Below are 25,572 nucleotides of genomic sequence, written 5' to 3' on the forward strand. Positions count from 1 at the left end.
TCTCGATTCCCACTGCAATGGCTCTCGCAAATCGCCGCGAGCCGACCCTCTTCCACGATTCCCTGAGCATGGCGATGGCGCAGATTCCAGTCAATGTAAAATTCTGTATACAGAATACTTGATGCAGAATTTTGAATGCTCTATCAAAAATCATTGGGTTTAACGAGGAGGAAGATCATCATGGCCATCAGTGACGCCGCGAATGCGCGCCCCGTTATAGCGCTCGCCATGGGGGATCCCGCCGGCATCAGTCCTGAATTGACCGCGAGGGTTCTCGCGCTTCCCGAAATTAAAGAAGCCGCTCATATCGTCGCCATCGGCGATCGGCGTATTCTCGACGAGGGAGCCAAGGTGGCGGGTCTTTCACTCGAGCTGCAGGATGCTTCACTCGAAAGCATCGCTGACGCCGGCACGGATCGTCATGTCTTCATCGATCTGCAGAATCTGGACCCGGCGGACGTAACACACGGCGAAGCCACACTTGCCGGCGGCAAATTTGCGACGCGGAACTTCCGCGAGGCGCTGATGCTTGCGCATTCGGGCCGCGCGCAAGCGGTCTGCTTCACCCCCTTCAACAAGAAGGCGATGCGGCTTGCCTATCCGGGCTATGACGACGAGATCCGTTTCGTCTCCGATGTCCTGGGGTTCACCGGCAGGTTGCGCGAATTCAACGTTCTGGAAAAGGTCTGGAATGCCCGCGTCACCTCGCATATTCCGCTGTCTCAGGTCGCCTCGTCACTCTCGATCGACGGCATTCTGGATGGGCTGGAGCTGACGATGGCCTGCCTGAAGAGCGCCGGTTACGACGACCCGAAGATCGCGGTCGCAGGCATCAATCCGCATGCGGGTGACGGCGGCAGCTTCGGCATGGAGGAGATCGAGATCATCGAACCCGCCGTCGCCGCGGCAAAAGCGAGAGGCTACAATGTCGAGGGCCCCTTCCCGGCCGACACCGTGTTCTTGCGAGCGCTCAAGGAAGGTTTCCAGGCCGTGCTGACCATGTATCACGACCAGGGTCAGATCGCCATGAAGCTCATCGGCTTCGACAAGGGCGTGACGATGATGGGCGGCCTGCCCTTCCCGCTCTGCACGCCCGCGCATGGCACCGCCTATGATATTGCCGGCAAGGGAATTGCCGATGTCGGCGCGAGCCGGGAAGCGATCCTGCTGGCGGCACGCATGGCAAGACGAGCCGCAAGCCTGTCAGCCGCCGCCTGACGGCCCGGCAGCCGCTTCCTTCGCGCCTTCCTCTTGCGTAAGGCGGGACACGACGATCTGACCATTGGCCATATGGATGATACGGTCGGCGACATGGAAATAACGGTCGTCATGGCTGACGACGATCAGGGTCCTGCCCTGCCGCTTCATCTCGGGCAGCAGTTCCTCGTAGAAGACGCGGCGGAAATCCGGATCCTGGTCGGCTGCCCATTCGTCGGTGACGATGACCGGGCGCCGCTCCAGCCACGCCTGCACGAGGGCCAGCCGCTTGCGCTGGCCGGTCGACAGGTCGGTCGTCGAGAAGCGGTCGCCGTCGATCGAGACCTTGTGGGCAATGCCGAGACGCTGCAGATGCGGCGCGGCCTCTTCCGGCAACGCCCCATAGGCGAGATCGTCGAAAAGATAATAGTCGGAAAAGATGGTCGAGAAGAGCTGGCGATAATCGTCGCGGCCTTCCGGCGTCACGGCCTCGCCATCGAGCAGGATCTCGCCCGCCTGCGGCGTGTAGAGGCCGAGTAGCAGCTTAACGAGCGTCGTCTTGCCCGAACCATTCTCGCCAACAATGAAGAGCATTTCCCCGGAATGGATCGTCAGATCGATCGGCCCGAGAGCAAAGCTCGCCGCGGTATCTCCGGAAAAGGCATAGCTGACGCCGCGAAGCTCGATGGAGCGGATCGCAGGCGCGCCCGGAACGACTACACCCGGGTATGTCATATCGATATTGGGCTCATGCTGGGTAAACTCGGCGCTCAGCGCCGCGATCCTGCCAAAGGCGATCCGGGCCTGATCGAAAACCGGCAGGGCAGAGGCAATCTGCTCGACCGGACCTTTGACATAAAGCAGCACGATGACGGCACCGGTGATGACGGCGACATCGATGCCGAGCATGTTGCGGCCGGCGATGAGCAGGCCGATGACGACGAAGAAAACGCCCGACCCTGCGCCATCGGCAATCCAGTAGAGGCGCATGGCTCGGCTTTTCAGCGCAGCGATGTTGTCGGCCGCGCCTGACAGCAGCATGCCATGCACGCGGCTTCGCCTCGGCCGGCTGATCTTCAATTCCTTCGCACCGTCGATGACGGCACGATATTGCTTCTGCAGCTCATCCTGCGCGACGCGCACGCCTTCATAATCGCGGATCCAGACGCGGCGCGAGATGATGTTGATGAGAATGCCGACTGCCAGGGACACGATAGCCATAAGAAAGACTATCGCCGACAGCGACAGGAGATAGGCGAAGCTGCCGATGGTGACGGCAAGGGCAATCGCATATCCGGAAAAATTGAAGGTGAAGGCGGAAACTGTATCGACATCGTTCGTCAAAACCGACATCAGCCGATGGGCGCGCTGCCGCTCAAGACTTGCGATCGGCGCACGCAGGATGCGGGCGGATATATCCTTGCGCAAGGCCGCTATGATCTTCTGCCCGACGACGCTGTTGACCGCACCCGCAATGGCCGTGCCACCGACACTGACGACGCAAAGAGCGGCGAAACGGGCAAGCAATTGCCATGTCACCCCCTCCTCGCCGTGCAGACCATCATTGATGGCTGATAGCAGCCAGGCCGTCGCAAGGCCGCCGACGACGCCGATGATCGTCGCAACTACCATCAGCACCAAAAAGGGCCGAAGGAGGCGCACAAATTCGCGCAGCAGGACTTGCCTTTCAGACTCGCGTTTCCGGCCCATCCTGTGCCCTTTCGCTACGGGAATAAGAAATCGAGACACGATCGGGAGCGCGCCTGCTGCCATCTTCGATCGCCACAGCCTGGGCGCAAAGGCAGCGCATCTGGCTTATTAAAATAGGTACGATTTAGTCAAGTTATGGATGTCGCAATTCGCTTTGATAGGAGAGGTTTGTTTGCGTTCTTCCATTTTGCAGCCACCACCTGAGATTAGCGGTCGCAAAAAACATTCCCTCGCACCCGCAATCTTTGAGATGATCTTGTTTGCATCCGGAAATAATCGGCCATAGCGTCCCCTCAATCGAAAAGACGCATTCCGTCTTGCCCGGCTTAGCCGCAAGACCCTGAGGGAGGAAACACCCGTGACCGTTCTTACGACCCCGGCTGAAGCCGAAACATCGTTGCCGACCCTTGATCTCTCCCGCCTTCATGTTTCAGCCGAGGAGCGGCAAGCCTTCATCGCCGAGCTTCGCACTGTGCTCCATGACCATGGATTCTTCTATCTGACGGGGCACGGCGTCGATCCGAAGTTGATTGAGGATGTCGTGGCAACGGCGAAGCGCTTCTTTTCCCTTCCCCTCGAAGAGAAGCTAAAGATCGAGATGGTGAAATCGCCGCACTTCCGCGGCTACAACCGGGCCGGCCAGGAGCGCACCCGCGGCGAACAGGATTGGCGCGAACAGCTCGATATCAACACGGAAGACGCGCCGGCCGAGATCGGCCCGAATACACCGGCATGGCGGCGCCTGCAGGGCCCCAACCAATGGCCCGAGGCCCTGCCGGAGCTCAAACCGCTGCTGCTCGCCTATCAGGCTGAGGTCACGCGGATCGGCATCGATATTCTGAAGGCCATCGCCGCAGCCCTCGGCCAGCCGGAAAATGTCTTTGCCGACATATACCAGCCGCAGCCATCGCAGCTTCTGAAAATCATCCGCTATCCGGGCCGCGACGTCGCCGAAACGGACCAGGGCGTCGGCGCCCACAAGGATGGCGGCTTCGTGACCGTGCTGCTTCAGGATACGACTCCCGGCTTGCGCGTGCGCACCGAAGATGGCGTGTGGATCAACGCGCCGCCGCTTCCCGGCACTTTCGTCGTCAACACCGGCGAATTGCTAGAGCTTGCGACCAACGGCTTCGTGCGCGCCGGCGTGCACGATGTGGTCGCACCGCCTGCGGGCGTTGAGCGCTTTTCCGTCGCTTTTTTCCTAGGCTCCCGCCCGGACGCCACAATCCCCGTCATCGAGCTACCGGAAGATTTGAAACGCGCCGAGCGCGGCATTTCGGTCGATCCCCTCAACCCGATCTTCCGCGAAGTCGGCCAGAACCAGCTCAAAAGCCGGTTACGTTCGCATCCGGACGTCGCCCGCGCTCACTATGCCGAACTGCTGGCGTCCGAACCATCGGCTACGACTGCTCGGTAGTCAGCACTTCACCAAGCTGGCTCATATCCACCACCTTGTCGCTCTTCGCGATGACGGAGCGCCTGTGGGTGATGGCCAATACGGTGACATCGCGGGCAAGTGCGCGAATGTGCTCCATGATGTCACGCTCCGTTGCCTCGTCCAGTGCAGAACTTGCCTCGTCGAGAAAGAGGATGGCCGGATTGCCGTAGAGCGCGCGCGCAATGGCTATGCGCTGACGCTCGCCGCCGGAAAGCTTCAGGCCACGCTCGCCAACCGTCGTTTCGAAACCATCGGGCAGCGCATCGACGAAGGGCAGGATCGCCGCCTTTTCGGCTGCAAGCCGCAGGCGCGCTTCATCCTTCGGGCGGCCAAGCAGAATATTCTCGGCCAGGCTTTCATTCAGCAGAATGGCATCCTGCGGCACGACGGCAATCGCCGAATACCAGTCTGCCCGGTCGATCGAGGCGAGATCGACCCCGTCGATGAGGATACGCCCGAAATCCGGCTCGATCGATTTCAGCGCCAGCTTGAAGATGGTCGACTTGCCTGAGCCGGTCTCACCGACAAGAAACGTCATGCCACCGCGCTGCGCCTCAAAACTGATCTCCTTCACGCCACGGCCGTTGTCATAGGCATGGCTGACGCGATCAAAGGCAAGGCGACCGTTCTGGGTCGCAAAGGACGTCGTCTGCGGGACCTGACGCTCCTCGGGCGCCTGCCACATCTTTGCCAAAGGCGCGAGCGTCGAACGCGAACGCGCCACGTCGTCGATCGTATGCGCTATCATCTCGAACGGCATGTTGAGCTGCAACAGGAGCGTATTGAACAGAACGATATCCCCGACGGTCATTTGGCCTGCGCTGTAACGCGGCAGCAGCAGCAGAAAGGTTACGGCGAACTGCACCGAGAGCCCGATTCCAAGTATGGCAATGTAACCGACCCGTTGCAGCACATAGCCGCGCCAGGCATCCCGCACTTCCTGCGCCTTGGTCGCGAAACGCCGCTTCATCCAGTCATGACTGCCGAAATGGCGCAGCGTTTCCATCGCGTTCATGGCATTTCCCACGAAGCGCGCGTTTTCCTGACCGGCCTCGATCGCTTCATCCAGGTAGACCCGGGCGCGGCGAACGGAAATCACCGTCAACGCAATGGTCATCGCACCATAGACTATGACGATGGTCATCACCTGCAGATCGATCAATGCACCCAGCGTCACCAGCGTGAGCAAAATTTGCACGACACCGGGAATGAAGACGATAAGACCAAGCTGAACAAGCATCGTCAACGCGCGGCTTCCGCTCGAACTGGCGGTTTGAATTTCGGTCGGATTATGCTCGATGAAGAAGGATGTGGTCTTCTTTAGGATGCGTTCGAAGAAGCGTGTTCGCGCTATGAAACCAAGGTTTTCCGAACTCATGAGCGAAAGATACTGCACCATATTATGCAGCACCGAAGCCGCCCCCAGCAACACGGCATAAATCACCAACCCCAACACGATGCCCATGACGGCACCGTCCTGCGGCAAGCGATCGATAATTCGCGAAAAGATATAGGGCGCGGCGACGCTGCTGACGCTGGCTAGAAGCACCACCAGAATGCCGATCAGAAGCATCCAGCGATCGGACTTCCAATAGGCTTTTAGAATTTCGGAAATGGGCTCAAGAACGCTGGTTTTTTCAGCCATCGAAATACCCTGATCTGTGAAATGACAAGCTCGGCCTGGAGCGCCGATAATGTTTTCGGCAATCACGCAGAGACTATTCGGAGTTGCAGGGCACAACCTATATGCGGCAAAAATGTTTACCGCAATACTCATGAATAACTTATCGGCTGCCCCATTCGCCACAGCGCAAGCTCATCCGCTCTGTAATTCGCACGACGGATAAGGGCGATCATGGCGTCCATGCCGATACGGAAAATGACTTGGTGGTCAAAATGCCACCTGCTTAGTTCTAAGCGACCAGCTTCTTCTGAGGCGCTGGAACATCGAGGGCAAGTGAGAGTTCCATATCCTGTGACGGCGACACGTGAATTCGCGGCTGGCGACAGACCGCCCCGAGACCGGGAGATATGCCCACGATGGACGAAAGCAGCGACTATCCTAACAGTTCAGGAAACGGCAACACGCCCCGAGCACGGCCAATCAGTCCAGACGAGGCAAACACTCTTTCAGTGGACATGGAGATCTCGGAGATAGGCGGCTCTCGCCAGGTTCTGGATATGCAATTGCGAGAGTTTCAAGCCGAAATCGCGATTGTTCGGAGCCGCCTTCAAGCTATCAGGCTTCAAGCAAGGACTGTCGCTCGAAGCAATATCGAATGGATCGACGCCAGCGCGCACGCCCAACTCGGCGCATATCCTTGGCTGAAACTATCGGGGATCACATTGTCGGCGTTCATGACGGGACGACTTCTTCATCGCCTGCCCATAGGTCTGATGGCCTTGGCGGCCGGATCACTCCTGGCCCACAACCGACGGGGTAGGAGGACTTTGGTGTCGAAACGATGCTTCCTGCAAAGATCGCGGTCCCGAAGTTGATGGCAGCGGAAACATAAGCGTCACCGGCTGATTGTCCATTGAAGTCAGGAGGCGCTGACACCATTTAGATGTTACCGGCAGCATCTGAAACGGGCGCTGTCGAGTGCGGGTGCACAATGTGCCTCAGCCCCAAAGAAGGAGGACGGCATGTCTTCCGCTCATGGCATTAACTTCCGCCAAGATGTGTTGCTCTTCGCTCGTCAATTCCGGTTGATGGATTTGTTCATAGAATCCACCTGGAAACTCAGCGTAGCGTTCATCGCCTATGTGATCCTCAGAGGCATCCTCTGGTAGGAAAAGGCAATCGAAGCGCGGCTTTCGCGCGGCTCTATCTCTCATCACCTTGGAGGTCATCTATCATGGAACGCACCACAGAAACTGAAATCACCTTTGCCTATCCCTTTGTGCTAACATCGTTGATTATGCCGCTTGAGGCGGGGACTTATCGGCTGATTGTCGATGAGGAAGAAATAGAGGGCCTGTCGTTCTCGGCATTTAGAAGAACGTCTACGCAGCTTGAGATACCATCAATAGCAACAGCTATCGGCAAGAGACAGCGCCTGAGCGTATCATCGCAGGAAATTGAAACTGCCTTGGCTAAAGACGCCAAAGCCGGCAATTGACGCTGTTCGCACATCACTCGCAACGCCGCGGCTGAACCACAGCCCCAACCATGAAAAGTCCGCAACATGACAATTGCATTTCCGAATAGAGGCAGAAGCTACGATGCATCGGCCAAGCATATTCGATTTCTCGGTCATGACGGCATGTTTGAAATTCGTTTCTTCGTGGAAATCGATATTCTGACGAAGGGGCCTTTCTCCGCTGCAAGTTCGGAGCGCGATTATCTCACGGCATTTGACAGTTTAAGAACCAGAATTTTCGACGTCGCCGAACGGGTCTACGCCTCGAAGCGGAAGAGCTCGATTATTTTGAAATTGGCAGACTTCCGCTAGCCGATAGCCATTCGCCTCCGGTTTCGGGAAACCCTGATGCATGTGTGTTCGCCAGGGCTTCGACATCATCACGATCCTGAAGCAAGACTGGCAGCACGAGGAAACATCATATCCATTTTAGAGGAAAAGCAGGATGGAATCGCGCTTTGGCAAACGATTGATGGTTACCGCGATGATTGTCGGACTGATCCTATCCATCCTCTATGGATTAAGTAGCAATCACAGGCCGTCAGCAGCAGTAGTAGATCGTACTATGAGCGATGCCGCGAAATAACCGTCTCCCACCGGCGCCCGACCGATAAATGCCGGATGACGGCCCCTTATGGGCCACCACATAACGAAGGGAACTGATAGTGAAAAAGAAGACTGCGAACGCCGAAAGCTATAAGGCCGGAGCCAAGGCTTGTGGGAATGCGGGACAAGGTAGGGCAGAGAACCCATACCCATCCCCCAGTGCGGAAGCGCGTGCCTGGGACCACGGTTACCGCGATCGACAGAGCCTCAATGCGAATCGAGATGGAGATCCCTCTCCCACACGCGTAACGCTGCATCTGCCCCGCGTGCATTGATCTCACGCAAAGCCAATACCCCAACTGCAATTTTCGAGACCATGCGTGTATCCGAAGACCTTGGGCAGACAGCGCATCACCTTTTCAAATAAGACGGTCATCGTCAGCTACTTGCGGCTTATGGCCGCGCGCGACCTTTGCATCGGACTTCTTGCTTTTTTCTCTTGCGGGCTCCTGGATCGGTGTCGGGCTCTTGTGCTCGACATCTTTCGGCAAAGGCTGCGGGTCAGTTTTCTTCTCGAAGCGGATCACGGTTTTTCTCTTGAAGGGAAGGTTGAAAAGGCGCTCCGCGCATAGACGGGATCGCCTTGTGAAAAAGGCTCTCAGAAGGCGACAGCATTAGCGCCATCCTCCATCAGCAGACCGGGGGAACGGTAGCCGGGCGTTGTTTTCAGTAGCCCATGCCACTGCTTCCATTCGTCGTCGAAGATTCTCTTGCCGGGATATCCGCAATCATCGCCTCGGCGGTGATAAGAAGAGCGGCGATCGAGCCGGCATCCTGCAGGGCGGTCCGTACGACTTTGGCTGGATCGACGATGCCAGCCTTGACCATGTCGACATAGGTTTCCGTCTGGGCGTCGAAGCCGTGATTATAATCCGTACTGTCGGCAAGCCTGCCAATGACGATCGGGCCTTCGACACCTGCATTGTCGGCGATCTGCCGGATCGGAGCTTCAAGCGCCCGCAGCACGATCGATATGCCGGCCGTCACATCGGCATTTTCACCGTTCAGCCCCTTCAGCGCCGACCTTGCGCGCAGGAGCGCCACGCCGCCGCCGGGCACGATGCCCTCCGCAACCGCCGCACGGGTGGCGTTCAGGGCGTCATCGATGCGGTCTTTCTTTTCCTTGACTTCAATCTCGGTCACGCCGCCGACGCGGATAACCGCGACGCCGCCGGCGAGCTTCGCCAGGCGCTCCTGCAGCTTTTCCTTTTCATAATCGCTGGTCGTATCCTCGATCTGCGCCTTGATCTGCTGGACGCGTGCCTGGATCGTTACTTTCTCACCCAAACCATCGACAATAGTCGTCGTGTCCTTTTCGATCAGCACACGCTTGGCGCGCCCCAGCATATCGATGGTGATATTCTCAAGCTTGATGCCGAGATCCTCGGAGATCACCTGACCGGCGGTCAACACGGCAATATCTTCCAGCATGGCCTTGCGACGATCGCCAAAACCGGGGGCCTTGACTGCCGCAACCTTCAGGCCGCCACGCAGCTTGTTGACGACCAGGGTCGCCAGTGCTTCCCCCTCGACATCTTCCGAGATGATCAACAGGGGCTGGCCGCTCTGCACCACGGCTTCGAGGATCGGCAGCATCGCCTGCAAATTGCCGAGTTTCTTCTCGTGGAGGAGGATGTAGGGGTCCTCCAGTTCGACGCGCATCTTCTCGGCATTGGTGACGAAGTAGGGCGAAAGATAGCCGCGATCAAACTGCATACCCTCGACAACATCGAGTTCGGTGTCGGCGGCCCTCGCCTCCTCGACTGTAATGACGCCTTCATTGCCGACCTTATCCATCGCCTTGGCGATCATTTCGCCAACACTCGCGTCACCATTGGCTGCAATCGTGCCGACCTGGGCGATCTCGCCGGAGGATTGCACCTTCTTGGCGCGCAACTGGATTTCCTTGACGACAGCGGTAACGGCAAGGTCGATGCCACGCTTGAGATCCATGGGATTCATGCCGACGGCGACGAGTTTCACACCCTCACGGAGAATGGATGCGGCAAGTACCGTCGCGGTCGTCGTGCCGTCACCGGCAAGGTCGTTCGTCTTGGAGGCAACTTCGCGCACCATCTGCGCGCCCATGTTTTCGAACTTGTCGAGCAGTTCGATTTCCCTGGCAACGCTAACGCCGTCCTTGGTGATGCGTGGCGCGCCATAGGCGCTGGCGATCACGACGTTACGGCCCTTGGGACCCAGCGTCACCTTGACGGCATCGTTGAGCAGTTCGACACCGCGCAGCATGCGATCGCGTGCATCGGCGGAGAATCTAATTTCCTTGGCAGACATGATGTTCGTCCAGTTCGATCTTGGAATTGGGAAATTGGAAAGCGGCCTGTCAGGCGACCCTTTAGGCCGCAGCGTCGATCTTTTCGACGATGCCCATGATGTCGGCCTCCTTCATGATAAGGAGTTCCTCGCCGTCGATCTTGATCTCGGTACCGGACCATTTCCCGAACAGGATGGTGTCGCCTGTTTTAACGTCCAACGGGATCAGCACGCCATTTTCATCGCGCATACCCGGACCAACGGCAATCACTTCGCCTTGTTGCGGCTTCTCCTTGGCGGTATCGGGAATGATGATCCCGCCTTTGGATTTTATATCGCCTTCCGCGCGTCGGATAACGACGCGATCGTGAAGCGGGCGGAATTTCATGAGGATTCTTTCTGCAGCCGGTGCATAGGGCGGCTGAGGCTCACAAATAACATCTATGGTACTCGAATGATAGGAGTGCCAAGAAATATTAGAGGCAATTTGGAATTATTGTGAACTTTATTTTTGGATTATTTCTTGAATAATTCCATGAAATCGGGCTGATCGCAGGCTATAAATACAATCTACATCAGAAGAATTATTGAGATTTATTTCTTATTTCCTGAATGAGATTTCAGCATAACCAATTACGTGCCCGCAGGGAGTGTCGCCGCCGTGGCTCGGAGCGCAACAAGACCGGGCTTTACGAACAAAGGCAGTTGTCGCAGATGCCGCAGCCGTCGTCGTCGATCCATAGGCTCGGGCGCTGGCAGCACAGACAGATAGGAGCGTCCGCCTTGGCCTCGAAGGTTGCAGGCGGAATGATCTCGATTTCCTCATCGAACAGCGAATTAGCCACAAGTTCTGCCATGCCGGCGCTCCATCAAATCATGGCATGGAGATAGGAGCGCTGCCGAAGTTCGGCAATATCCTTTGAAAGAACTCCCTCCGACCAATCGAAAGGCAGCCGTGCCGCGCACCACCATGCGCTCGTCGACTAGAGCAAAAGCTGCGGTCGGTAACCCTCTAATCCTTGGAATCGGTGCTGACTTGAGCGTCTCTGGCAAGGCGGGCCTCCCGAAGCCGCGCAGTCTTTGCCCGTCGGGCCTGCTCGGCGACGTCGATTTCTTCGGCCGCCTGGTTTCGCGCGAAGAACTGCGATTGGAAATTACCGAACGCGGCCTCCGCCTGCTGCCTGGATTTGCTGTAGGTCTGGCTCATGAGTGTCTCCTCCGAAGGTCTTCAATGTTGCTTGAGCAACGAAAAAAGGCCGGGCAATGCCCGGCCTTCCAGATAAACATGCTTTTCCCAGTGCCAGTACATCCGTGGTCAAGGGGAATACAGGTTTCGATTATGCGGCCTGCAGGTTGCAGGCCGACAACTTGCCCGACTTGACGTCGCGCTCAAGTTCGTAGCCGATCTTCTGGCCTTCGACGATTTCGCGCATTCCGGCGCGCTCGACGGCAGAGATATGTACGAAGGCGTCAGCGCCGCCGTCATCAGGCTGAATGAAGCCGAAGCCCTTGGTGGAATTGAACCATTTTACTGTGCCCGTGGTCATGATGAACCCTTTCAAAGCATAGATTGAGATACCGACGAAACGATGTTTCGCGGATGGTGATAGCGATTATTTTTGAAAGGAAGTTCGTTTAGGGCGCGGTGCCAATCGCGCGGTAACCAAAGCTCGGCAAGCAAAAGATCGATAAACCGTTAATAGCGATATTCGCGAGATAGTCAACCATTGGTTTTCCGTTGTGGCGATGAGGCCCGCCAGGAGTATCCCGCCGAGCCCGTCATTAACATCCGGCGTAGGGTCGACAGAGATGCCATGCTACTGAGCATGGCCTGCAAGGGACAGCAAAGTCACAAGAAGCGTAAAAAGGCCTTTTCCAATTCTCATGAATTCCCCTGATTTACAGGCTTTCCTCGCCTGGCATCCACGCGGAACCAACGGCTTCCTCGGCCAGCTGATATAGAATTCGGAGCGCCATACGATCCGATGCATCTGCTTCGGGACGATAGATATCGGCGATGTCACCGTCGGATGCGGTCAGGATAAAAACATTTCCATTCGCCCCCTTTTCATCAGGAAAGGCCGAGCCGACCCGGCGGTCAATATTCAAACGTCCGCCTCCACACAACCTCCACATACAGCAAACAGAAGCGCAACAATCTGCGGGTCATATCGTATTCGGCAACAAGCATGGGCTGTATCCGGGCAGGTTCCGGCGGAGCCCATGCGTTCCCTCCTTTTCGATCTCGCCATGATGGCGGGTAACCAGGACATGCATCGATGCGGACCACCCTTAGACAGACACGCCGGAGGTCCCATCTCCTTGCCTGGCTTCTGCTCGCCTCAATGGCCGGAATTGCGCACGCACAGGAAAGCGCGGAAGTACCGGCGCCCACAGTTGGTCTCATCGAGCTTGCCGCCCATCCCATTCCCGCCGCAACCGAGCTTCCAGGCCACACCGGTCCCAGCCTCCTCCTAGCGAATCTTGCGAGCACTAAAAGTCCTTCGCAACACGCGAAGGCGGCGCAGGTGAACGCCCATCAACGTTTGGCCCGGCAGATGCGCTCCAGAAGCAACGCACCGCAACAGGCAACGACCTGGCACAAGCCAACGCGGCTATGGCATTGGCGCAGGCGACGCTGGAAGAAACAATCCCAGCCTCCAGCACGCCGAGGTACACGCTCCGACCAGAAGCTTCATCGAAGCGAAGTCACTTTGGGTTTAGATCGTCGGGCCGACACGGGCTTGTTTCGGGTCGACCAACACGGCCTTGATCGCCTTCATAGCCATAGCACCGCATCCGATAGCCCGGTGGGTGGCTCTCGCTACTCCTATCGCGATGTACCGGCCGGAATCAAAAGCCTCATTGCCGAAGCAGACGGCGAAGGTTTCTCCGCTGCCATGCAAGGAAGCGCCCGCCCCCAGCACGATTGTCTGTCGCTGCCTCGCCAAACCATGCGCCCCGCGGACTTATCCGGACGAGCCGCACAACTGTGTAACCCTTGACCATGAACGACACCCTGAGCGAATGCTCACCGATCTCCGACAATCGCCGCATTTGTATCGGCACGATCACGCGCGGGAGGCCAGTGATGCTACGCGCGCTCCTGGCATCCTATGCCGAAATGCATAGCCCCCCGAATGCTCATTTGCATTTCATCATTGTCGAGAACAATGACAGCCCCACCTTGCAAGATATCATCGATGAATTTGGCAAGCGGCTGCCGCAATGCACGATCCAGTATGAAATCGAGCCACGTCTCGGCATCGCATTCGCACGCAATCACGTTCTGGAAGCCGCGCTCAGCGCCAACGGCCATCTGCTCACCTTTGCCGACGATGACGAGGTCGTCTCTCAAGACTGGCTTATCGAACTGCTTGCCGAAAGAGATGCCTTTCATCTCGATATTCTCGGATCTCCCGTCCGCTTTGCCCCCCCTTCACCTGATATATCGATGTGGAGGAAAATGGTCTGGTCGGGAATGAACAAGGTGAATAGAAGCGGCGAGGCAAAAGCGCTGCGCAATCACAGCATCGGCAAATCTCAATGCATCAGAATTGCGACCGGGAGCTGGATGGCAAATCTGGCGTTTTTCCGCAGCACGGGTTTGCGCTTCGACAATAGTCTCGGCCTATCTGGTGGCGAAGACTGGCAGCTCTGGTTGCAGGCGAAGAGACTAGGAGCAAAGACTGGATGGGCGCCGCGCGCCATTGTCTTTGAGACCGTTCCGATCGAGCGGCTCACCCTGCGTTACCAATATCTGCGCAGCCGGGATCACAGCACCAACATGATCAGCAAGAAATTGAAGGCCAAGCCGGCCATCGCGGCCGTCCACCTGGCCGGCTCGATCACCGGCAGGATATTGAGGCTATCATTCTATGTTTTGGCCGCGCCATTCACTCGCGGGAACACGCTTGTGCGAGCCGCATCATGCCTGGGCAGCATGGCGGGACTTGTTCAGGCATGCCTTGGGCGGACTTCCGCGCACTATGACAGGATCCATGGATCGTAGAATTGCGCGGGAAGTGTAGCCGCTGTCTTGCGACCCCCAAAGACGTGAGATGCAGGCGGATAATAAACCGGCTGCATCATTTTTTTTCCGAGTGTTCTATCGAGATCCGAGAGGGATCAATCGGTCAGCGCTATTTTATCGCGTCGATTTTCGAGACCACGGACTTTGTACCGGACTGGTCGTATTTGATGGTAACCTTCTCGCCAATTTTCAGGCTATCAACCTTCTGCGCGACAGTAAGCCAATAAACTTTCCCATCGCTAAGAGTGATCGTTCGCTGCTTGGCATCGACGAATTTGATCTCGCCGGAAATGGTCGCAGCCGAGACCGCACTGGCCGCAAGAACAGTTGTCGTTGCTGCAATGATGAGTAGCTTTCGCATTCTTATTGTCTCCTTGTTAACGAGCTTGCTAACAACCGACATGTAGCGTCACTGTAATGAGATAGCATGGACACTCTGTGTAGTGAACGTGGATGCGTACACCCATGATCGCCACCAACAGTGATAGTCATTACAGAACTAATCGCTGAGATACCGGCCGGCTATCTAAGTGACTGTTGCGCACTGCCACCATTCAGCGATTGAGAGAGAACCGCGACCCCAAGTCTTCCCGCAGCTGGATCAGCCACGACAACGAGGTAGAGGTGGAAAATGCAAGTGGTCGGGACAATTCTCGATCCGCCATGCGCGCGCGAACATCGATCGGCAAACAACAGACCTATCTGGATGTAGACGAGACCCTGCTCGTGCCGTTAAATTATCACCTACTCGAGAATATAAGCGACTTTGCTTGCGGCGGAGAGCAGAAAGACAAATGGATTGCTCAGCCAACAGCCCTGATCGGAAACCGGAATGCTGAAAAACGTGGGATCAGAGACCGCAAGGCGGATGGGTGGCGGGAAAACCGCATCGTTCACGGGCGATCTGGCGACCTTCGAGCACATCGTCACTGACGTCAACGAGACATTCCTCTGGCGAATGGACGACTATCCATGGGCAAGAAACGTCTGGAACTTCCACCCCGAGATCGAGATACATCTCCTGAGGAAGACACGCGGGTTGGCATTCGTCGGCGATCATATAGGCGAATTCGATCCGGGCTATCTGACGATCGTCGGCCCCAATCTTCCGCACGACTGGGTGACCACGACCGAACCCGGAGAGATTATTCAAGGCAGGGATATCGTTATCCAGTTCGACCCCGCTCGGCTCCGGGCCATCACCCAGGCAATGCCGGAGTTCAATCAGCTCGAAGACTTCTTTCGCCGCACCGAACGCGGCCTTGTTTTCACAGGCAACACGCGAAAGGAGGGCGGCGAACTGATCGAGCGGATGGGACATCTTAAAGGCCTTGCCCGCCTGTCTCTTTTCGTCAGCCTGCTCGAATTGCTGTCATCCTCAGACGAGTACGAGATCCTGTCGTCATTGGAGTTTGCTCCCAAGCTCGACGCCGAGAGGCTGGACGTCCTTCAGCGATCTCTCATCTATATTTTCGAGCACCTGGCCTCCGACATTCACATCGGCGAATTGGCCGAACTGGCAGGAATGAGCGAAAGTGCATTTTCCCGGTTCTTCAAAAAGAATACCGGCAACAACTTTACCGATCACGTCAACAAGCTCAGGGTTTGGCAGGCCTGCAAATTGCTGTCTGAAACCGATATGCCGATCACGGATATCTGCTTCGAAGTCGGCTATCTCAACATCTCCAATTTCAACAGAACATTCCTTCGCCAGCACAAGGTCACGCCATCGGCTTATCGAAAACTGACCAGCCAAAGACGGCCGATTCGTACGATGAATGGCCAAGCCACCTGACGCATTAAAGTACAGAATCCTTGCATGACGCACGCTAGCAGCGCGTGTCATGCTCCGTACTATTTATGCCGGCGATCAACATCGCTTCGGAGGCGCAGATCGGATCGGGACATCCGCTATCTGCACAGTGGACCTTTAGGGGAGGAATTTCGATGAGAACCATGAAATCGCTCGTTTCGAGCATCGCGATCGCATGCGCATTTTTCGGCGCTGCACCATCATTCGCAAACGCTGCCCAGTGCTCGGGCACGATTCGCGTCCTGGCTCAGCCGCGCGACGGCCTGACCTTGCTGGAGCAATACAAGGATGAATTCAGCAAGCTGAGCGGTGGCGCCAGCTTCCAGATCGACTATCTTAACGAGAACGATCGCCGCGCCAAAACCAAGGCCGACGCTTCGACGATCGGCAAGTACAATGTGTACTATGTTGACGAAGCCAATGTTGCACTCTTTGCATCGTCCGGCTGGGTCGTGCCGCTGCTGGATTATTATCCCAAGGACTATGACTACGCCGATTTCGATCCCGGCCGACAGAAGATTGCGACCTATGACGGCAAGGTCTGGTTCGCGCCGGTAACAGGCGGCGGCGACCTGATGATCTACCGCAAGGATTTGCTCGATGCGGCAGGCATTCAGCCGCCGAAGACGCTCGACGAATATATTGCCGCGGTCAAGAAGCTCAATCAGCCGGACAAGGGTATCTATGGAACGGCATTGCGCGGTCAGCGCGGCTCGGGTGCAAACGTCTGGCGCTGGATGCCGTTCTTCAAGGGCTTCGGCGGCCAGTGGTTTGACGGCAAGACGCCGGCTTTCGATAGCGATGCTGCTGTGAAGGCGACGCAGACCTATCTGGAGCTCTTCAAATATTCGGCGCCGGGAAGCCAGACGGGCAGCTGGGATGAGGCCGTCGGCGCTTTTACGTCCGGACAGGTTGCGATCCTGATCGAGTCGACGCCGCTGGTCGGCATGGCGCTCGACAAGAAATCCTCGCAGGTCGCCGACAAGATCGGCTACCTGCCGCCACCCGCACCGTTGACCGGCGGTGGCTATGGCCATGGCCTTGCCATCGGCACGAAGGCCAACAAGGACGAAGCTTCGAAGCAGTGCGCGGGCCTCTTCATTGCCTGGGCGACATCCAAGGAGAATGAGGAGCGTCGTCTTGATGCGGGTCAGTTCAGTGAACTCAATCGCACGAGCATCATGACGAGCAAGAAATTCGCCGACACTTACGGGCCGGCGCTTGGACAAGCCCTTGCAGACACCGGTAAGGTGACCGCCGTCAACTTCTGGCAGAGCCCACAATGGCCGGATCTCGGCGACCGCTGGGGCATCATCCTGGAAGAGCTTATCACGGGCACGCGCACCGATATCAAGGGCGGTCTCGACGAACTCAACGACTTCGCCAAGGACCTGGTGGCCCGCAACCAATAGCACTGCGATCTCCCTCTCCCGTCCCGATGGGTGTTTCACCCATCGGGCTTTCCGTCCATCGGTGCGAAGGCCGCCGGAAGGTAAGTCATGAAAAACAAACGTGTATTGCTACCGGCGGTCTTTTTGACGCCCGCCATGATCATCCTGGCCATATTGGCGTTCGTGCCGACGGTCTATGCCATTGTCATTTCCCTCGAGGATCGCGAGCTTAGCAGGCCGGATGGCCGGTTCATCGGCCTTGCGAACTACCTTTCGCTCTTTTCCGATCGGCGTTTTCTCAATGCCATTCAGGTATCGCTCAAATGGGAAGCATTGACGGTGGTCCTGACCCTCGTTCTCGCCATCGGCCTCGGCATCCTTCTGTTTGAATGCACGGCGGCGAAAACGCGTAATCTGCTGTCGCTGCTGTTCCTGATCCCGGTCATCCTGCCCCGCGTTTCCGCGGCCTTTGTCTGGAAATTCGCCTTTCATCCGCTCTATGGGATCATCACCTACCCGTATAAGGCAATCACTGGCCAGCCCTTGGACCTGCTTTCGAATGCCACCACGGCGCTTGGCACGGTCGCATTGGTCGATGTCTGGCAATGGGGTCTCTTCTTTTCCGTCATTGTCCTCAAGCTGCTCGAAACCCTCCCGCCGCAGCCGTTTGAAGCCGCGCGGCTCGATCACGCGCGCAGCTGGGAAGTCTATGCCTATGTCGCCTTGCCCATGCTCAAGGCACCGCTCATCTCGCTTGCATTCATTAAAATGATCGAGTCGCTGCGTGCCTTCGACCTGATCTATGTGATGACGCGCGGCGGTCCTGGGATCTCGACGGAGACCCTGGATATGTATGCCTTTTCCCAAGGCTTCATCGAATCCGGCCGCATTTCCTATGCGTCGAGCATGGCGGTCCTGATGATGATCGCAACATCCGTGGCATTCACCTTCATCTGGAAGAGGGCGAAGATATGAGCAATCGTCGCACGGGCCGTCTTGTCGGCAAGCTCATCCTGGCATTGGCAGCACTGTCGGCCGTTTTCCCGCTGTTCTGGACAACGCTCAATGCCTTCAAGAACCGCGTCGACATCGTCACTCCGACGCCGCTCTTCTTCTTCACGCCGACGCTCGACAATTTCGCCTATGTGCTGGGGCGCGACAGCGTCTTTGCCGGCCTGACGAACTCGGTGCTGATCTCGGGCATTTCCGTGCTCATCGGCACGGTCCTCGGGCTGCCAGCGGCTTATGCAATCGCGCGTTATCCGAACCGCTGGTCGAAGGATATCCAGTTCTTCGTCCTGTCGCTCCGCTTCCTGCCGCCGGTTGCCGTCGCCATTCCGCTGATGGTGATCTGGCTGGATTTCGGCTTCTACGATACCAGGCTGTCTATGATCGTCACCTACACGCTGCTGACGCTCGCGACCATCATCTGGCTTAGTGTTCCGGCCTTTGCACGCGTACCGAAAGAGGTCGAGGAGGCCGGGCGCGTCGATGGCTACGGTCCCTTCGCCATCTTTTTCCGCATCGCGCTGCCGATTGCCTCGCGATCCCTGATCGGCGCGATCGCCTTCGCTTTCGTCCTCGTGTGGAACGAGTTCCTGATTGCGCTCATGCTGACGACCTCCGATGCCAAGACCCTGCCGATCGTCGCATCCGAGCTTACCCAGCTCGGCCGCGATGTCCCCTGGGGCATTCTCAATGCGTCGGTCGTTCTTCTGTCCATTCCCCCGCTGCTCTTCATCGGAGTGCTGAGCGGGCTGCTCAACAGCGCCTTCAAGCGCAAGTCATCTTAAAGAGGATTATCGATATGGAAGCTCTCGTTCTCGAGCAAAAGGGCCAGCTATCCCTGAGGGAGATCGACCTGCCGCTCGAACTCGGCCCAGGCGACGTCAAGATCAAGATCCACACCGTCGGCATTTGCGGCAGCGATGTCCACTATTACACCCATGGCGCCATCGGCTCCTTCGTGGTGCGCGAGCCGATGGTACTGGGTCATGAGGCCGCCGGCACGGTCGTTGAAGTCGGCAGGAATGTCACGAACCTGCAACCGGGCGATCGTGTCTGCATGGAGCCCGGCATACCCGATCTATCCTCCCGCGCCTCGAAGCTCGGCATCTACAATGTCGATCCGAGTGTCCGTTTTTGGGCGACGCCGCCAATCCATGGCGTCCTCACGCCCTTTGTCGTTCATCCCGCTGCCTTCACCTACAAGCTACCGGACAATGTAACCTTCGCCGAAGGCGCGATGGTCGAGCCGTTTGCGATCGGCATGCAGGCCGCCGCACGGGCACGGATCGTTCCCGGCGACGTCGCGGCCGTGATTGGCTGCGGTCCCATCGGCATCATGGTTGCTCTTGCGGCGCTCGCCGGCGGCTGCAGCCGCGTCTACATCTCCGACTTCAGCGCCGAAAAGCTTGCAATCGCCGGCCGGTACCCGGGGATCATTCCCGTCAATATCGGCAAGCAATCCCTGAACGATGTCATCCAATCCTCCACCGAGGGCTGGGGTGCGGATATCGTCTTTGAAGCGAGTGGCAGTCCGAAGGCCTATAATGGCCTCTTCGATCTCGTTCGTCCGGGCGGCGCGCTGGTTATGGTCGGCCTGCCGGTAGAGCCTGTGGTCTTCGACGTATCCGGAGCAATCGCCAGGGAAGTCCGGATCGAGACCGTTTTCCGCTATGCGAACATCTTCGATCGCGCCCTGCAACTCATTGCCTCGGGCAAGGTCGACCTGAACCCGCTCATCACCGAGACCTTCAAATTCAGCGACAGCATTGGGGCATTCGAGCGTGCGGCATCTGGAAGACCCACTGATGTCAAGCTGCAGATCGTGATGGAAAGCGAGGGGAACTGATATGTCGAATATCGTCTGTGCCAATATCGACAAGAGCTATGGCGCCATCAACGTCATCAAGAACTTCAATCTCGACGTCTCGGATCGCGAATTCATCGTCTTCCTAGGCCCGTCCGGATGCGGAAAATCCACCTTGCTGCGGATGATTGCCGGGCTTGAGGACATCTCCGGTGGCACGGTGTCCATCGGCGGCAAAGCGGTCAACGACCTCGAGCCGCGCGACAGGGGAGTGGCGATGGTCTTTCAGAACTATGCGCTTTACCCCCACATGACCATCTACGACAACATCGCCTTCGGCCTCAAGCGGATGAAGGTGCCGAAGGACCAGATCGACGAGCGCATCAAAGCCGTCTCGGCAACCCTCGGCCTGGAGCCCTATCTCACACGCAAGCCGGCGGAACTGTCCGGCGGACAGCAGCAGCGTGTGGCGATCGCGCGCGCCATGATAAAGACACCGAAGGTCTTCCTCTTCGACGAGCCGCTCTCCAATCTCGACGCCAAGCTCAGACATCACATGCGCGTGGAGATTGCGAGGCTTCATCAGAAGCTCCAGACAACAACTGTCTATGTCACGCATGATCAACTCGAAGCCATGACGCTGGCCGACAGGATCGTGCTGATGCGGGCCGGCGCAATCGAGCAGGTCGGCACGCCCGCCGAGATCTATGAAAAGCCCCGCACCCTCTTCGTTGCCGGGTTCATCGGCACGCCGAACATGAACTTCCTCAACGTCACCCTTCATCAGGTGGAGGACGGCTGGCTTCTCGTTGGAGACGGCATCAATTTCGGGATCGAAGGCCACGGCTTCCGTCTGCAACACGGCCAGAAGGCAACCCTCGGCATCCGGCCTGCCGATCTTCTCGTCTCGAACGGGGCCGATGTGAATGTTTTGTCCGGAACCGCAAACCTGATCGAATTTCACGGCAATGACGCGCTGATTACCTTCACCCACGGCGATATCGAGATAGGAGCCCTCGTCAAGGCTTCGAGCCGTGCAAAACCGGGAGATCAGGTCAGCTTCTCACTCCTGGAATCGCGACTGCATCTTTTCGATGCGCAGAGCGGTGTTAGTCTGAGAGAGGACAAGGCTGAAGGAGCAACCCAGTAAGCTCGCTCGGGTCGAGCGAGCCATGGATGCTTCTCAGCCAGCCGGCTGGCCCTTTTTCCTGACATCTTCGAAACGGAGCTCGAAACGGGCAAGATATTTGGTCAAGCGATCCGCATCATTGCTGCTCTTCTTCTCCAATCGCGAGACCGCGAACAAGGCTCTGCCGGCAGCGCTCGCTGTCGCATGTTCGCGGCAGGCATGAAGAACGGTGGCAAGCTGCGCTGCGTCAAAGTGATCGAGGCGTGCGGCAGCTTCCGCGCCCAACACGTCTTCAATGATTAGATCCGGCCCGCCGCCATCGCTCGAACTGCGCCAAAACGCGTTGAGCCGTCGGATTTCATCATCAACGACGTCGGTCGTGATGCGCCCGTGCGGCGCAAGCGTCGCCATACGCGTGACCGAGGCTGACAGGTCACGGAAGTTGGCGCTCCAGACGGCCTGCGGGCCGGTTGCGAAGGCAAGATAGCGTTCTCGCGCTTCCCTGTTGAAGGTGATGTTCTCGCCTTCGCGTTCCAGATAGCGCCTGAGTTCGAAGTCGAGATTGGGTTCTATGTCCTCCTTGCGCTCGCGCAAGGCCGGTAGCTGGAAAGTCCATAGATTGAGCCGGGCATAGAGATCTTCGCGAAATCTGCCCTTGCGGACATCGTCACCGAGATCGCGATTGGTGCCGGCAAGCAGCTGAAAATCTGCTGACGTTTCCCGGTCGGCACCAACGGGGAGGAACCTCTTTTCTTCGATGGCACGCAGGCACATGGCCTGCTCGTCAAGACCAAGCTCGCCAATTTCGTCAAGGAACAGCACACCCTTGTCGGCGGCCTTGAGCAAGCCGGCGCGTTCGCCGGCAGAGCCGGTAAACGCTCCCTTCACATGGCCGAACAGGGTGGACATGGCCTGGTCGCCGCGCAAGGTCGCACAGTTGACCTCGATGAACGGGCCACTGATCTTGCGCTGGCTTTTTTTCAGCTCATAGATCCTGCGTGCGAGCTGCGACTTGCCGGCGCCGGTCGGTCCCGTCAGCAGAACGGGCGCCGTCGAGCGGATCACCACCCTTTCGATTTCGTCGATCATTCTGTTGAAGGCGGCGTTCCGGGTCGAAATCCCCGATTTCAGGAAGGACGCGGCATCTTCGCGCTCCGAGGCGAAGCGCTTGGCGATCTCGTCATAACGTGACAGGTCGAGGTCGATGATCCGATGCGTGCCGGCGAAGTTCTGTTCCGGCTCGCGGTCGCGAGGCGGCGAAAGCTGCAGAATCCTGCCGGGGATGATGCGGGCTTCGGTCAGCAGAAACCAGCAGATCTGCGCCACATGGGTGCCGGTGGTGATGTTGACGAGATAGTCTTCCGTTTCCGGGTCGAAGCTGTAGTTGCGGGCAAAGTCCCGGAGGTTCGTATAGACCTCCGAAAAATCCCAGGGATCCCTAAAATTGATGACGTTGCTGCGCACCTCCGTCGCCGGCGCCACCGCACCGATATCGCCGACGATACGATTGCAAAGGGGTTGCGAGCGATCGTCGTGGATTAACTCAAGCCGATCGATGAACAGGCCCGGTTGCTGGCAAAGCGCAACAGTGGGTCGCCAGCGGCTCCAGCGGTTTTCCCATTTCCCCGCATCCAGGACGGTTCCCAATATGCTGATGGCGACGCGACGCTTCATGGCTTATCCAAAATTATAAAACTCTATAGGATAAGATAATATAATCGGGATTGGATTTTTAGCAAACCGTACTCACGTTCGAGAACGCATAAAAATTTCTCATGTTAAAACAATATGATAAAAGAAATTTTCGCAGATCTCTCGCTCCTCTCCTCAAACTGGCACGCGTCTTGAAATGTATCTGGCACGAAAGAAACAAGAGGTGCTGTCATGGTCAACAAGGCAATCTTCAAAACCTACCTCGGAAAACTACTTCCGGGAACGGACACAAAAAATCATGAAGCTGCGCCGGCCTATCGGCTGACGCCGCACGAAGCGCTGGCTCAATACGCTGTGACCGGCACGTTCAACGGCACCTTCTATGCGGATGGAGCCGAGCAACTCGACGCGGTAAAGACGCTCGCCCTTCAGGTCGAGCCGGAATTTCTCGCCAAGGTCGCTATCTATGCCGCTGAAAAGGGCCACATGAAGGACATGCCGGTGACGCTGCTCGCCATGCTTTCCAGCCTTCAGAGCGATGCCTTCGCCCGTGCATTTCCTCGGGTGGTGAAGAGCGGCAAGATGCTGCGCGGCTTCGTGCAGGTCATGCGCTCTGGGGCCACCGGTCGAAAGTCACTTGGTACGCGCCCGAAGAAGGTCGTGCAGGCGTGGCTCGAACGGGCGAGCACCGAGCAGATCCTGCGTGCGATGGTCGGAAACGACCCTTCGCTTGCCGACGTGATCCGCATGGTGCATCCGAAGCCGGCGACGGAAGAGCGCAAGGCGCTCTATGCCTGGGCGATCGGCAAGCCGCACGACTACGCGGCGCTGCCGGAACTCGTCAAGGCACTGGAAGCGTTTCGGCGCGACCAGACGTGCCCGGTGCCGGACGTGCCGTTCCAGATGCTGACCTCGCTGCCGCTGACGCGGGCGCATTGGGTCGAGATCGCCCGCAAGGGCGGCTGGCAGATGGTGCGGCAGAACCTCAACACCTTTGCACGCAACGGCGTGTTCGAGGTCAGGGGTTTCGCCGAGGCATTGGCGGCGCGGCTTGCCGATCTGGAGGAAATCCGCAAGGCGAAGGTCTTCCCCTATCAGTTGATGATGGCGTGGAAGATGGTCGACGGCCAGGTTCCGGATGTCGTGCGGGATGCGCTTCAGGATGCGATGGATATCGCCATTGCCAACGTGCCGTCGCTGACGGGCAATGTTGTGCTTTGCCCCGACGTATCGGGTTCCATGGGCTCGCCCGTGACCGGTCACCGGAAGGGCGCGACGTCCTCGGTCCGTTGCATCGATGTTGCCGGTCTCATGACCGCGGCATTCCTGCAGCGCAACCCGAAGGCACGGGTCCTGCCGTTCGAGAATGACGTCGTGCACGTCAGTCTCAACAAGCGGGATTCGGTGATGACCAATGCCGACAAGCTGGCGAAAATCGGCGGCGGCGGAACGAATTGCTCCGCACCATTGAAGAGGCTCGCAAACGAGAAGGCGAAGGTTGATCTCGTGGTGTTCATCTCGGATAACGAATCCTGGGTGGACGCACGCAAGAGTGGCCAGCCGACCGCTGTGATGACGGAATGGGCGAGGATCAAGGGGAATAATCCGGCTGCAAAGCTGGTTTGCCTCGATGTCCAGCCCCACGCCACCACACAGGCGACGACGCGGGAAGACGTGCTCAACATCGGCGGGTTCTCGGACGCCGTCTATGGAGTGATCGCGGCTTTCGCAGCCGACACCAACGGCTCGGATGGCTGGGTGAAAGCCATCGAGGCGATCGAGCTCTGACGAGCTCACAAGAAGCACTACCCCCGCGCCGCCGTGAACGGTGCGGGGGGCCGTGACGAATGCCGGATGAAACTACAGGCTATTACCCTCCAGGTCGCGGGTTCGAATCCCGTCGGGTCCTCCAGTTCATGGACCCGTAGCTCAGCGGATAGAGCAGGACGTTTCACCACACCTCGTCGTCACGGACGAATGGAATGACATGGCGAATGCATGGGGAACTACATCTGTGTCGCGAGTTCGAGTCTCGCCAGGGCCTGGTCCTGTAGCTCAGTTGGTAGAGCAAGCTGTTTCCCGGACAATTGTCGCTATGGCTGAAATGAATGGCGAATGCAAAAGGAACTACATGGCCGCGGCAGGTTCGAACCCTGCAAGGGACTGAATGTCTCCTTGGTAGCGGAAGTTTCTTTGGTCACTTGTCGCCATGGCTGAAAAGCGGCGAATGCCGGACGGAACTACAGCCTCCAAAGTTGGATGGTCTGGCAGGTTCGACTCCTCCTGGGCATACGCTCTCTGGCACGAGCGGGGCCATCCGGTTTCGTCCATCCTCGTCGCCGCTGCAAGTTCCTACCCGGTAGGAACGAACTATCC

24 protein-coding genes are annotated in these 25,572 nt (G+C 57.7%); 13 read left to right on the forward strand and 11 right to left on the reverse strand.

Features of this window, described 5'->3' with window-relative positions:
• Positions 1-180: 180 nt before the first annotated feature.
• A complete protein-coding gene (locus A6U86_RS17220; RefSeq protein ID WP_068393537.1) occupies positions 181-1,218 on the forward strand; it encodes a 4-hydroxythreonine-4-phosphate dehydrogenase PdxA in 1,038 nt (345 codons plus the stop codon).
• On the opposite strand, the gene A6U86_RS17225 is transcribed toward A6U86_RS17220, so the two are convergent.
• Complete coding sequence (locus tag A6U86_RS17225) at positions 1,204-2,907, reverse strand: cyclic peptide export ABC transporter (protein ID WP_068393539.1); 1,704 nt, start codon at positions 2,905-2,907, stop codon at positions 1,204-1,206. The genes A6U86_RS17220 and A6U86_RS17225 overlap by 15 nt on opposite strands.
• 358 nt (positions 2,908-3,265) lie before the next feature.
• Here A6U86_RS17225 and A6U86_RS17230 point away from each other — a divergent pair, with 358 nt between their 5' ends.
• Entirely contained in the window at positions 3,266-4,324 is a 1,059-nt protein-coding gene (locus A6U86_RS17230) for an isopenicillin N synthase family oxygenase (protein WP_068393541.1), read from the forward strand.
• Here A6U86_RS17230 and A6U86_RS17235 read toward each other — a convergent pair.
• Positions 4,308-5,990: an ABC transporter ATP-binding protein gene (locus tag A6U86_RS17235; protein WP_068393543.1), complete on the reverse strand. Its 1,683-nt coding sequence runs from the start codon at positions 5,988-5,990 to the stop codon at positions 4,308-4,310. The two genes, A6U86_RS17230 and A6U86_RS17235, sit on opposite strands and share 17 nt — an antisense overlap.
• 1,001 nt (positions 5,991-6,991) lie before the next feature.
• Between A6U86_RS17235 and A6U86_RS35635 the strand changes: the two genes are divergently transcribed.
• From A6U86_RS35635 to A6U86_RS17250, 3 genes are all read left to right on the forward strand, one after another.
• Positions 6,992-7,138, forward strand: a complete 147-nt coding sequence (locus A6U86_RS35635; RefSeq protein WP_198929064.1) for a hypothetical protein — start codon at positions 6,992-6,994, stop codon at positions 7,136-7,138.
• A 62-nt stretch (positions 7,139-7,200) separates the two neighbouring features.
• Complete coding sequence (locus A6U86_RS17245; protein ID WP_068393546.1) at positions 7,201-7,467, forward strand: hypothetical protein; 267 nt, start codon at positions 7,201-7,203, stop codon at positions 7,465-7,467.
• Between the two features lie 66 nt (positions 7,468-7,533).
• A complete protein-coding gene (locus A6U86_RS17250; protein WP_068393547.1) occupies positions 7,534-7,800 on the forward strand; it encodes a DUF1488 domain-containing protein in 267 nt (88 codons plus the stop codon).
• A 653-nt stretch (positions 7,801-8,453) separates the two neighbouring features.
• Here A6U86_RS17250 and A6U86_RS35640 read toward each other — a convergent pair.
• The 7 genes from A6U86_RS35640 to A6U86_RS17280 all read right to left on the reverse strand — a co-directional run bounded on the left by A6U86_RS35640 (position 8,454) and on the right by A6U86_RS17280 (position 12,474).
• Positions 8,454-8,621, reverse strand: coding sequence for a hypothetical protein (locus tag A6U86_RS35640; protein ID WP_198929065.1), 168 nt, complete (start codon positions 8,619-8,621; stop codon positions 8,454-8,456).
• 139 nt (positions 8,622-8,760) lie between these two features.
• Positions 8,761-10,386: a chaperonin GroEL gene (gene groL / locus A6U86_RS17260; RefSeq protein ID WP_068393551.1), complete on the reverse strand. Its 1,626-nt coding sequence runs from the start codon at positions 10,384-10,386 to the stop codon at positions 8,761-8,763.
• A gap of 61 nt (positions 10,387-10,447) precedes the next feature.
• Positions 10,448-10,753, reverse strand: coding sequence for a co-chaperone GroES (locus tag A6U86_RS17265; protein WP_068393557.1), 306 nt, complete (start codon positions 10,751-10,753; stop codon positions 10,448-10,450).
• 301 nt (positions 10,754-11,054) lie between these two features.
• Complete coding sequence (locus A6U86_RS35645; RefSeq protein WP_174074050.1) at positions 11,055-11,222, reverse strand: hypothetical protein; 168 nt, start codon at positions 11,220-11,222, stop codon at positions 11,055-11,057.
• Positions 11,223-11,377: 155 nt separating this feature from the next.
• The gene (locus A6U86_RS17270; RefSeq protein ID WP_068393559.1) at positions 11,378-11,572 is read right to left on the reverse strand and encodes a hypothetical protein; all 195 of its coding nucleotides are present in this window, start codon (positions 11,570-11,572) and stop codon (positions 11,378-11,380) included.
• A gap of 130 nt (positions 11,573-11,702) precedes the next feature.
• Complete coding sequence (locus A6U86_RS17275; RefSeq protein WP_068393561.1) at positions 11,703-11,912, reverse strand: cold-shock protein; 210 nt, start codon at positions 11,910-11,912, stop codon at positions 11,703-11,705.
• Between the two features lie 352 nt (positions 11,913-12,264).
• Entirely contained in the window at positions 12,265-12,474 is a 210-nt protein-coding gene (locus A6U86_RS17280; RefSeq protein ID WP_068393563.1) for a hypothetical protein, read from the reverse strand.
• Between the two features lie 898 nt (positions 12,475-13,372).
• On the opposite strand from A6U86_RS17280, the gene A6U86_RS17290 reads away from it, so the two are divergent.
• Positions 13,373-14,377 carry a glycosyltransferase family 2 protein gene (locus A6U86_RS17290; protein ID WP_083196865.1) on the forward strand — a complete coding sequence of 335 codons (1,005 nt, stop codon included), beginning with the start codon at positions 13,373-13,375 and terminating at the stop codon, positions 14,375-14,377.
• 130 nt (positions 14,378-14,507) lie between these two features.
• On the opposite strand, the gene A6U86_RS17295 is transcribed toward A6U86_RS17290, so the two are convergent.
• Positions 14,508-14,759, reverse strand: a complete 252-nt coding sequence (locus A6U86_RS17295) for a DUF1344 domain-containing protein (protein WP_068394067.1) — start codon at positions 14,757-14,759, stop codon at positions 14,508-14,510.
• 471 nt (positions 14,760-15,230) lie between these two features.
• On the opposite strand from A6U86_RS17295, the gene A6U86_RS17300 reads away from it, so the two are divergent.
• From A6U86_RS17300 to A6U86_RS17325, 6 genes are all read left to right on the forward strand, one after another.
• Positions 15,231-16,193, forward strand: a complete 963-nt coding sequence (locus A6U86_RS17300) for an AraC family transcriptional regulator (RefSeq protein ID WP_343287073.1) — start codon at positions 15,231-15,233, stop codon at positions 16,191-16,193.
• Positions 16,194-16,345: 152 nt separating this feature from the next.
• Positions 16,346-17,623, forward strand: coding sequence for a sugar ABC transporter substrate-binding protein (locus tag A6U86_RS17305; RefSeq protein ID WP_141683724.1), 1,278 nt, complete (start codon positions 16,346-16,348; stop codon positions 17,621-17,623).
• Positions 17,624-17,710: 87 nt separating this feature from the next.
• Positions 17,711-18,577, forward strand: coding sequence for a carbohydrate ABC transporter permease (locus A6U86_RS17310; RefSeq protein ID WP_068393572.1), 867 nt, complete (start codon positions 17,711-17,713; stop codon positions 18,575-18,577).
• Positions 18,574-19,395: a carbohydrate ABC transporter permease gene (locus A6U86_RS17315; RefSeq protein WP_068393574.1), complete on the forward strand. Its 822-nt coding sequence runs from the start codon at positions 18,574-18,576 to the stop codon at positions 19,393-19,395. The genes A6U86_RS17310 and A6U86_RS17315 overlap by 4 nt, the downstream gene beginning before the upstream one ends.
• Positions 19,396-19,409: 14 nt before the next feature.
• Complete coding sequence (locus tag A6U86_RS17320; RefSeq protein WP_068393576.1) at positions 19,410-20,456, forward strand: NAD(P)-dependent alcohol dehydrogenase; 1,047 nt, start codon at positions 19,410-19,412, stop codon at positions 20,454-20,456.
• Position 20,457: 1 nt separating this feature from the next.
• Positions 20,458-21,564, forward strand: a complete 1,107-nt coding sequence (locus A6U86_RS17325) for an ABC transporter ATP-binding protein (RefSeq protein WP_068393577.1) — start codon at positions 20,458-20,460, stop codon at positions 21,562-21,564.
• A 33-nt stretch (positions 21,565-21,597) separates the two neighbouring features.
• Here A6U86_RS17325 and rtcR read toward each other — a convergent pair whose 3' ends face one another.
• Positions 21,598-23,217, reverse strand: coding sequence for an RNA repair transcriptional activator RtcR (gene rtcR, locus A6U86_RS17330; RefSeq protein ID WP_068393579.1), 1,620 nt, complete (start codon positions 23,215-23,217; stop codon positions 21,598-21,600).
• Positions 23,218-23,427: 210 nt separating this feature from the next.
• Here rtcR and A6U86_RS17335 point away from each other — a divergent pair, with 210 nt between their 5' ends.
• Entirely contained in the window at positions 23,428-24,984 is a 1,557-nt protein-coding gene (locus tag A6U86_RS17335) for an RNA-binding protein (RefSeq protein WP_068393581.1), read from the forward strand.
• Positions 24,985-25,572 lie beyond the last annotated feature (588 nt).

The organism is Rhizobium sp. AC27/96 (assembly GCF_001692325.1).
Lineage (GTDB): Bacteria > Pseudomonadota > Alphaproteobacteria > Rhizobiales > Rhizobiaceae > Rhizobium.

Excerpts from the sequence above, each read along its gene's own strand:
- A6U86_RS17220 (WP_068393537.1), top strand. The coding sequence starts at position 181 with ATGGCCATCAGTGACGCCGCGAATGCGCGCCCCGTTATAGCGCTCGCC.
- A6U86_RS17225 (WP_068393539.1), bottom strand. The coding sequence starts at position 2,907 with ATGGGCCGGAAACGCGAGTCTGAAAGGCAAGTCCTGCTGCGCGAATTT.
- A6U86_RS17235 (WP_068393543.1), bottom strand. The coding sequence starts at position 5,990 with ATGGCTGAAAAAACCAGCGTTCTTGAGCCCATTTCCGAAATTCTAAAA.
- A6U86_RS35635 (WP_198929064.1), top strand. The coding sequence starts at position 6,992 with ATGTCTTCCGCTCATGGCATTAACTTCCGCCAAGATGTGTTGCTCTTC.
- A6U86_RS17250 (WP_068393547.1), top strand. The coding sequence starts at position 7,534 with ATGACAATTGCATTTCCGAATAGAGGCAGAAGCTACGATGCATCGGCC.
- groL (WP_068393551.1), bottom strand. The coding sequence starts at position 10,386 with ATGTCTGCCAAGGAAATTAGATTCTCCGCCGATGCACGCGATCGCATG.
- A6U86_RS17265 (WP_068393557.1), bottom strand. The coding sequence starts at position 10,753 with ATGAAATTCCGCCCGCTTCACGATCGCGTCGTTATCCGACGCGCGGAA.
- A6U86_RS35645 (WP_174074050.1), bottom strand. The coding sequence starts at position 11,222 with ATGGCAGAACTTGTGGCTAATTCGCTGTTCGATGAGGAAATCGAGATC.
- A6U86_RS17270 (WP_068393559.1), bottom strand. The coding sequence starts at position 11,572 with ATGAGCCAGACCTACAGCAAATCCAGGCAGCAGGCGGAGGCCGCGTTC.
- A6U86_RS17275 (WP_068393561.1), bottom strand. The coding sequence starts at position 11,912 with ATGACCACGGGCACAGTAAAATGGTTCAATTCCACCAAGGGCTTCGGC.
- A6U86_RS17290 (WP_083196865.1), top strand. The coding sequence starts at position 13,373 with ATGAACGACACCCTGAGCGAATGCTCACCGATCTCCGACAATCGCCGC.
- A6U86_RS17295 (WP_068394067.1), bottom strand. The coding sequence starts at position 14,759 with ATGCGAAAGCTACTCATCATTGCAGCAACGACAACTGTTCTTGCGGCC.
- A6U86_RS17300 (WP_343287073.1), top strand. The coding sequence starts at position 15,231 with ATGCTGAAAAACGTGGGATCAGAGACCGCAAGGCGGATGGGTGGCGGG.
- A6U86_RS17305 (WP_141683724.1), top strand. The coding sequence starts at position 16,346 with ATGAGAACCATGAAATCGCTCGTTTCGAGCATCGCGATCGCATGCGCA.
- A6U86_RS17310 (WP_068393572.1), top strand. The coding sequence starts at position 17,711 with ATGAAAAACAAACGTGTATTGCTACCGGCGGTCTTTTTGACGCCCGCC.
- A6U86_RS17315 (WP_068393574.1), top strand. The coding sequence starts at position 18,574 with ATGAGCAATCGTCGCACGGGCCGTCTTGTCGGCAAGCTCATCCTGGCA.
- A6U86_RS17320 (WP_068393576.1), top strand. The coding sequence starts at position 19,410 with ATGGAAGCTCTCGTTCTCGAGCAAAAGGGCCAGCTATCCCTGAGGGAG.
- A6U86_RS17325 (WP_068393577.1), top strand. The coding sequence starts at position 20,458 with ATGTCGAATATCGTCTGTGCCAATATCGACAAGAGCTATGGCGCCATC.
- rtcR (WP_068393579.1), bottom strand. The coding sequence starts at position 23,217 with ATGAAGCGTCGCGTCGCCATCAGCATATTGGGAACCGTCCTGGATGCG.
- A6U86_RS17335 (WP_068393581.1), top strand. The coding sequence starts at position 23,428 with ATGGTCAACAAGGCAATCTTCAAAACCTACCTCGGAAAACTACTTCCG.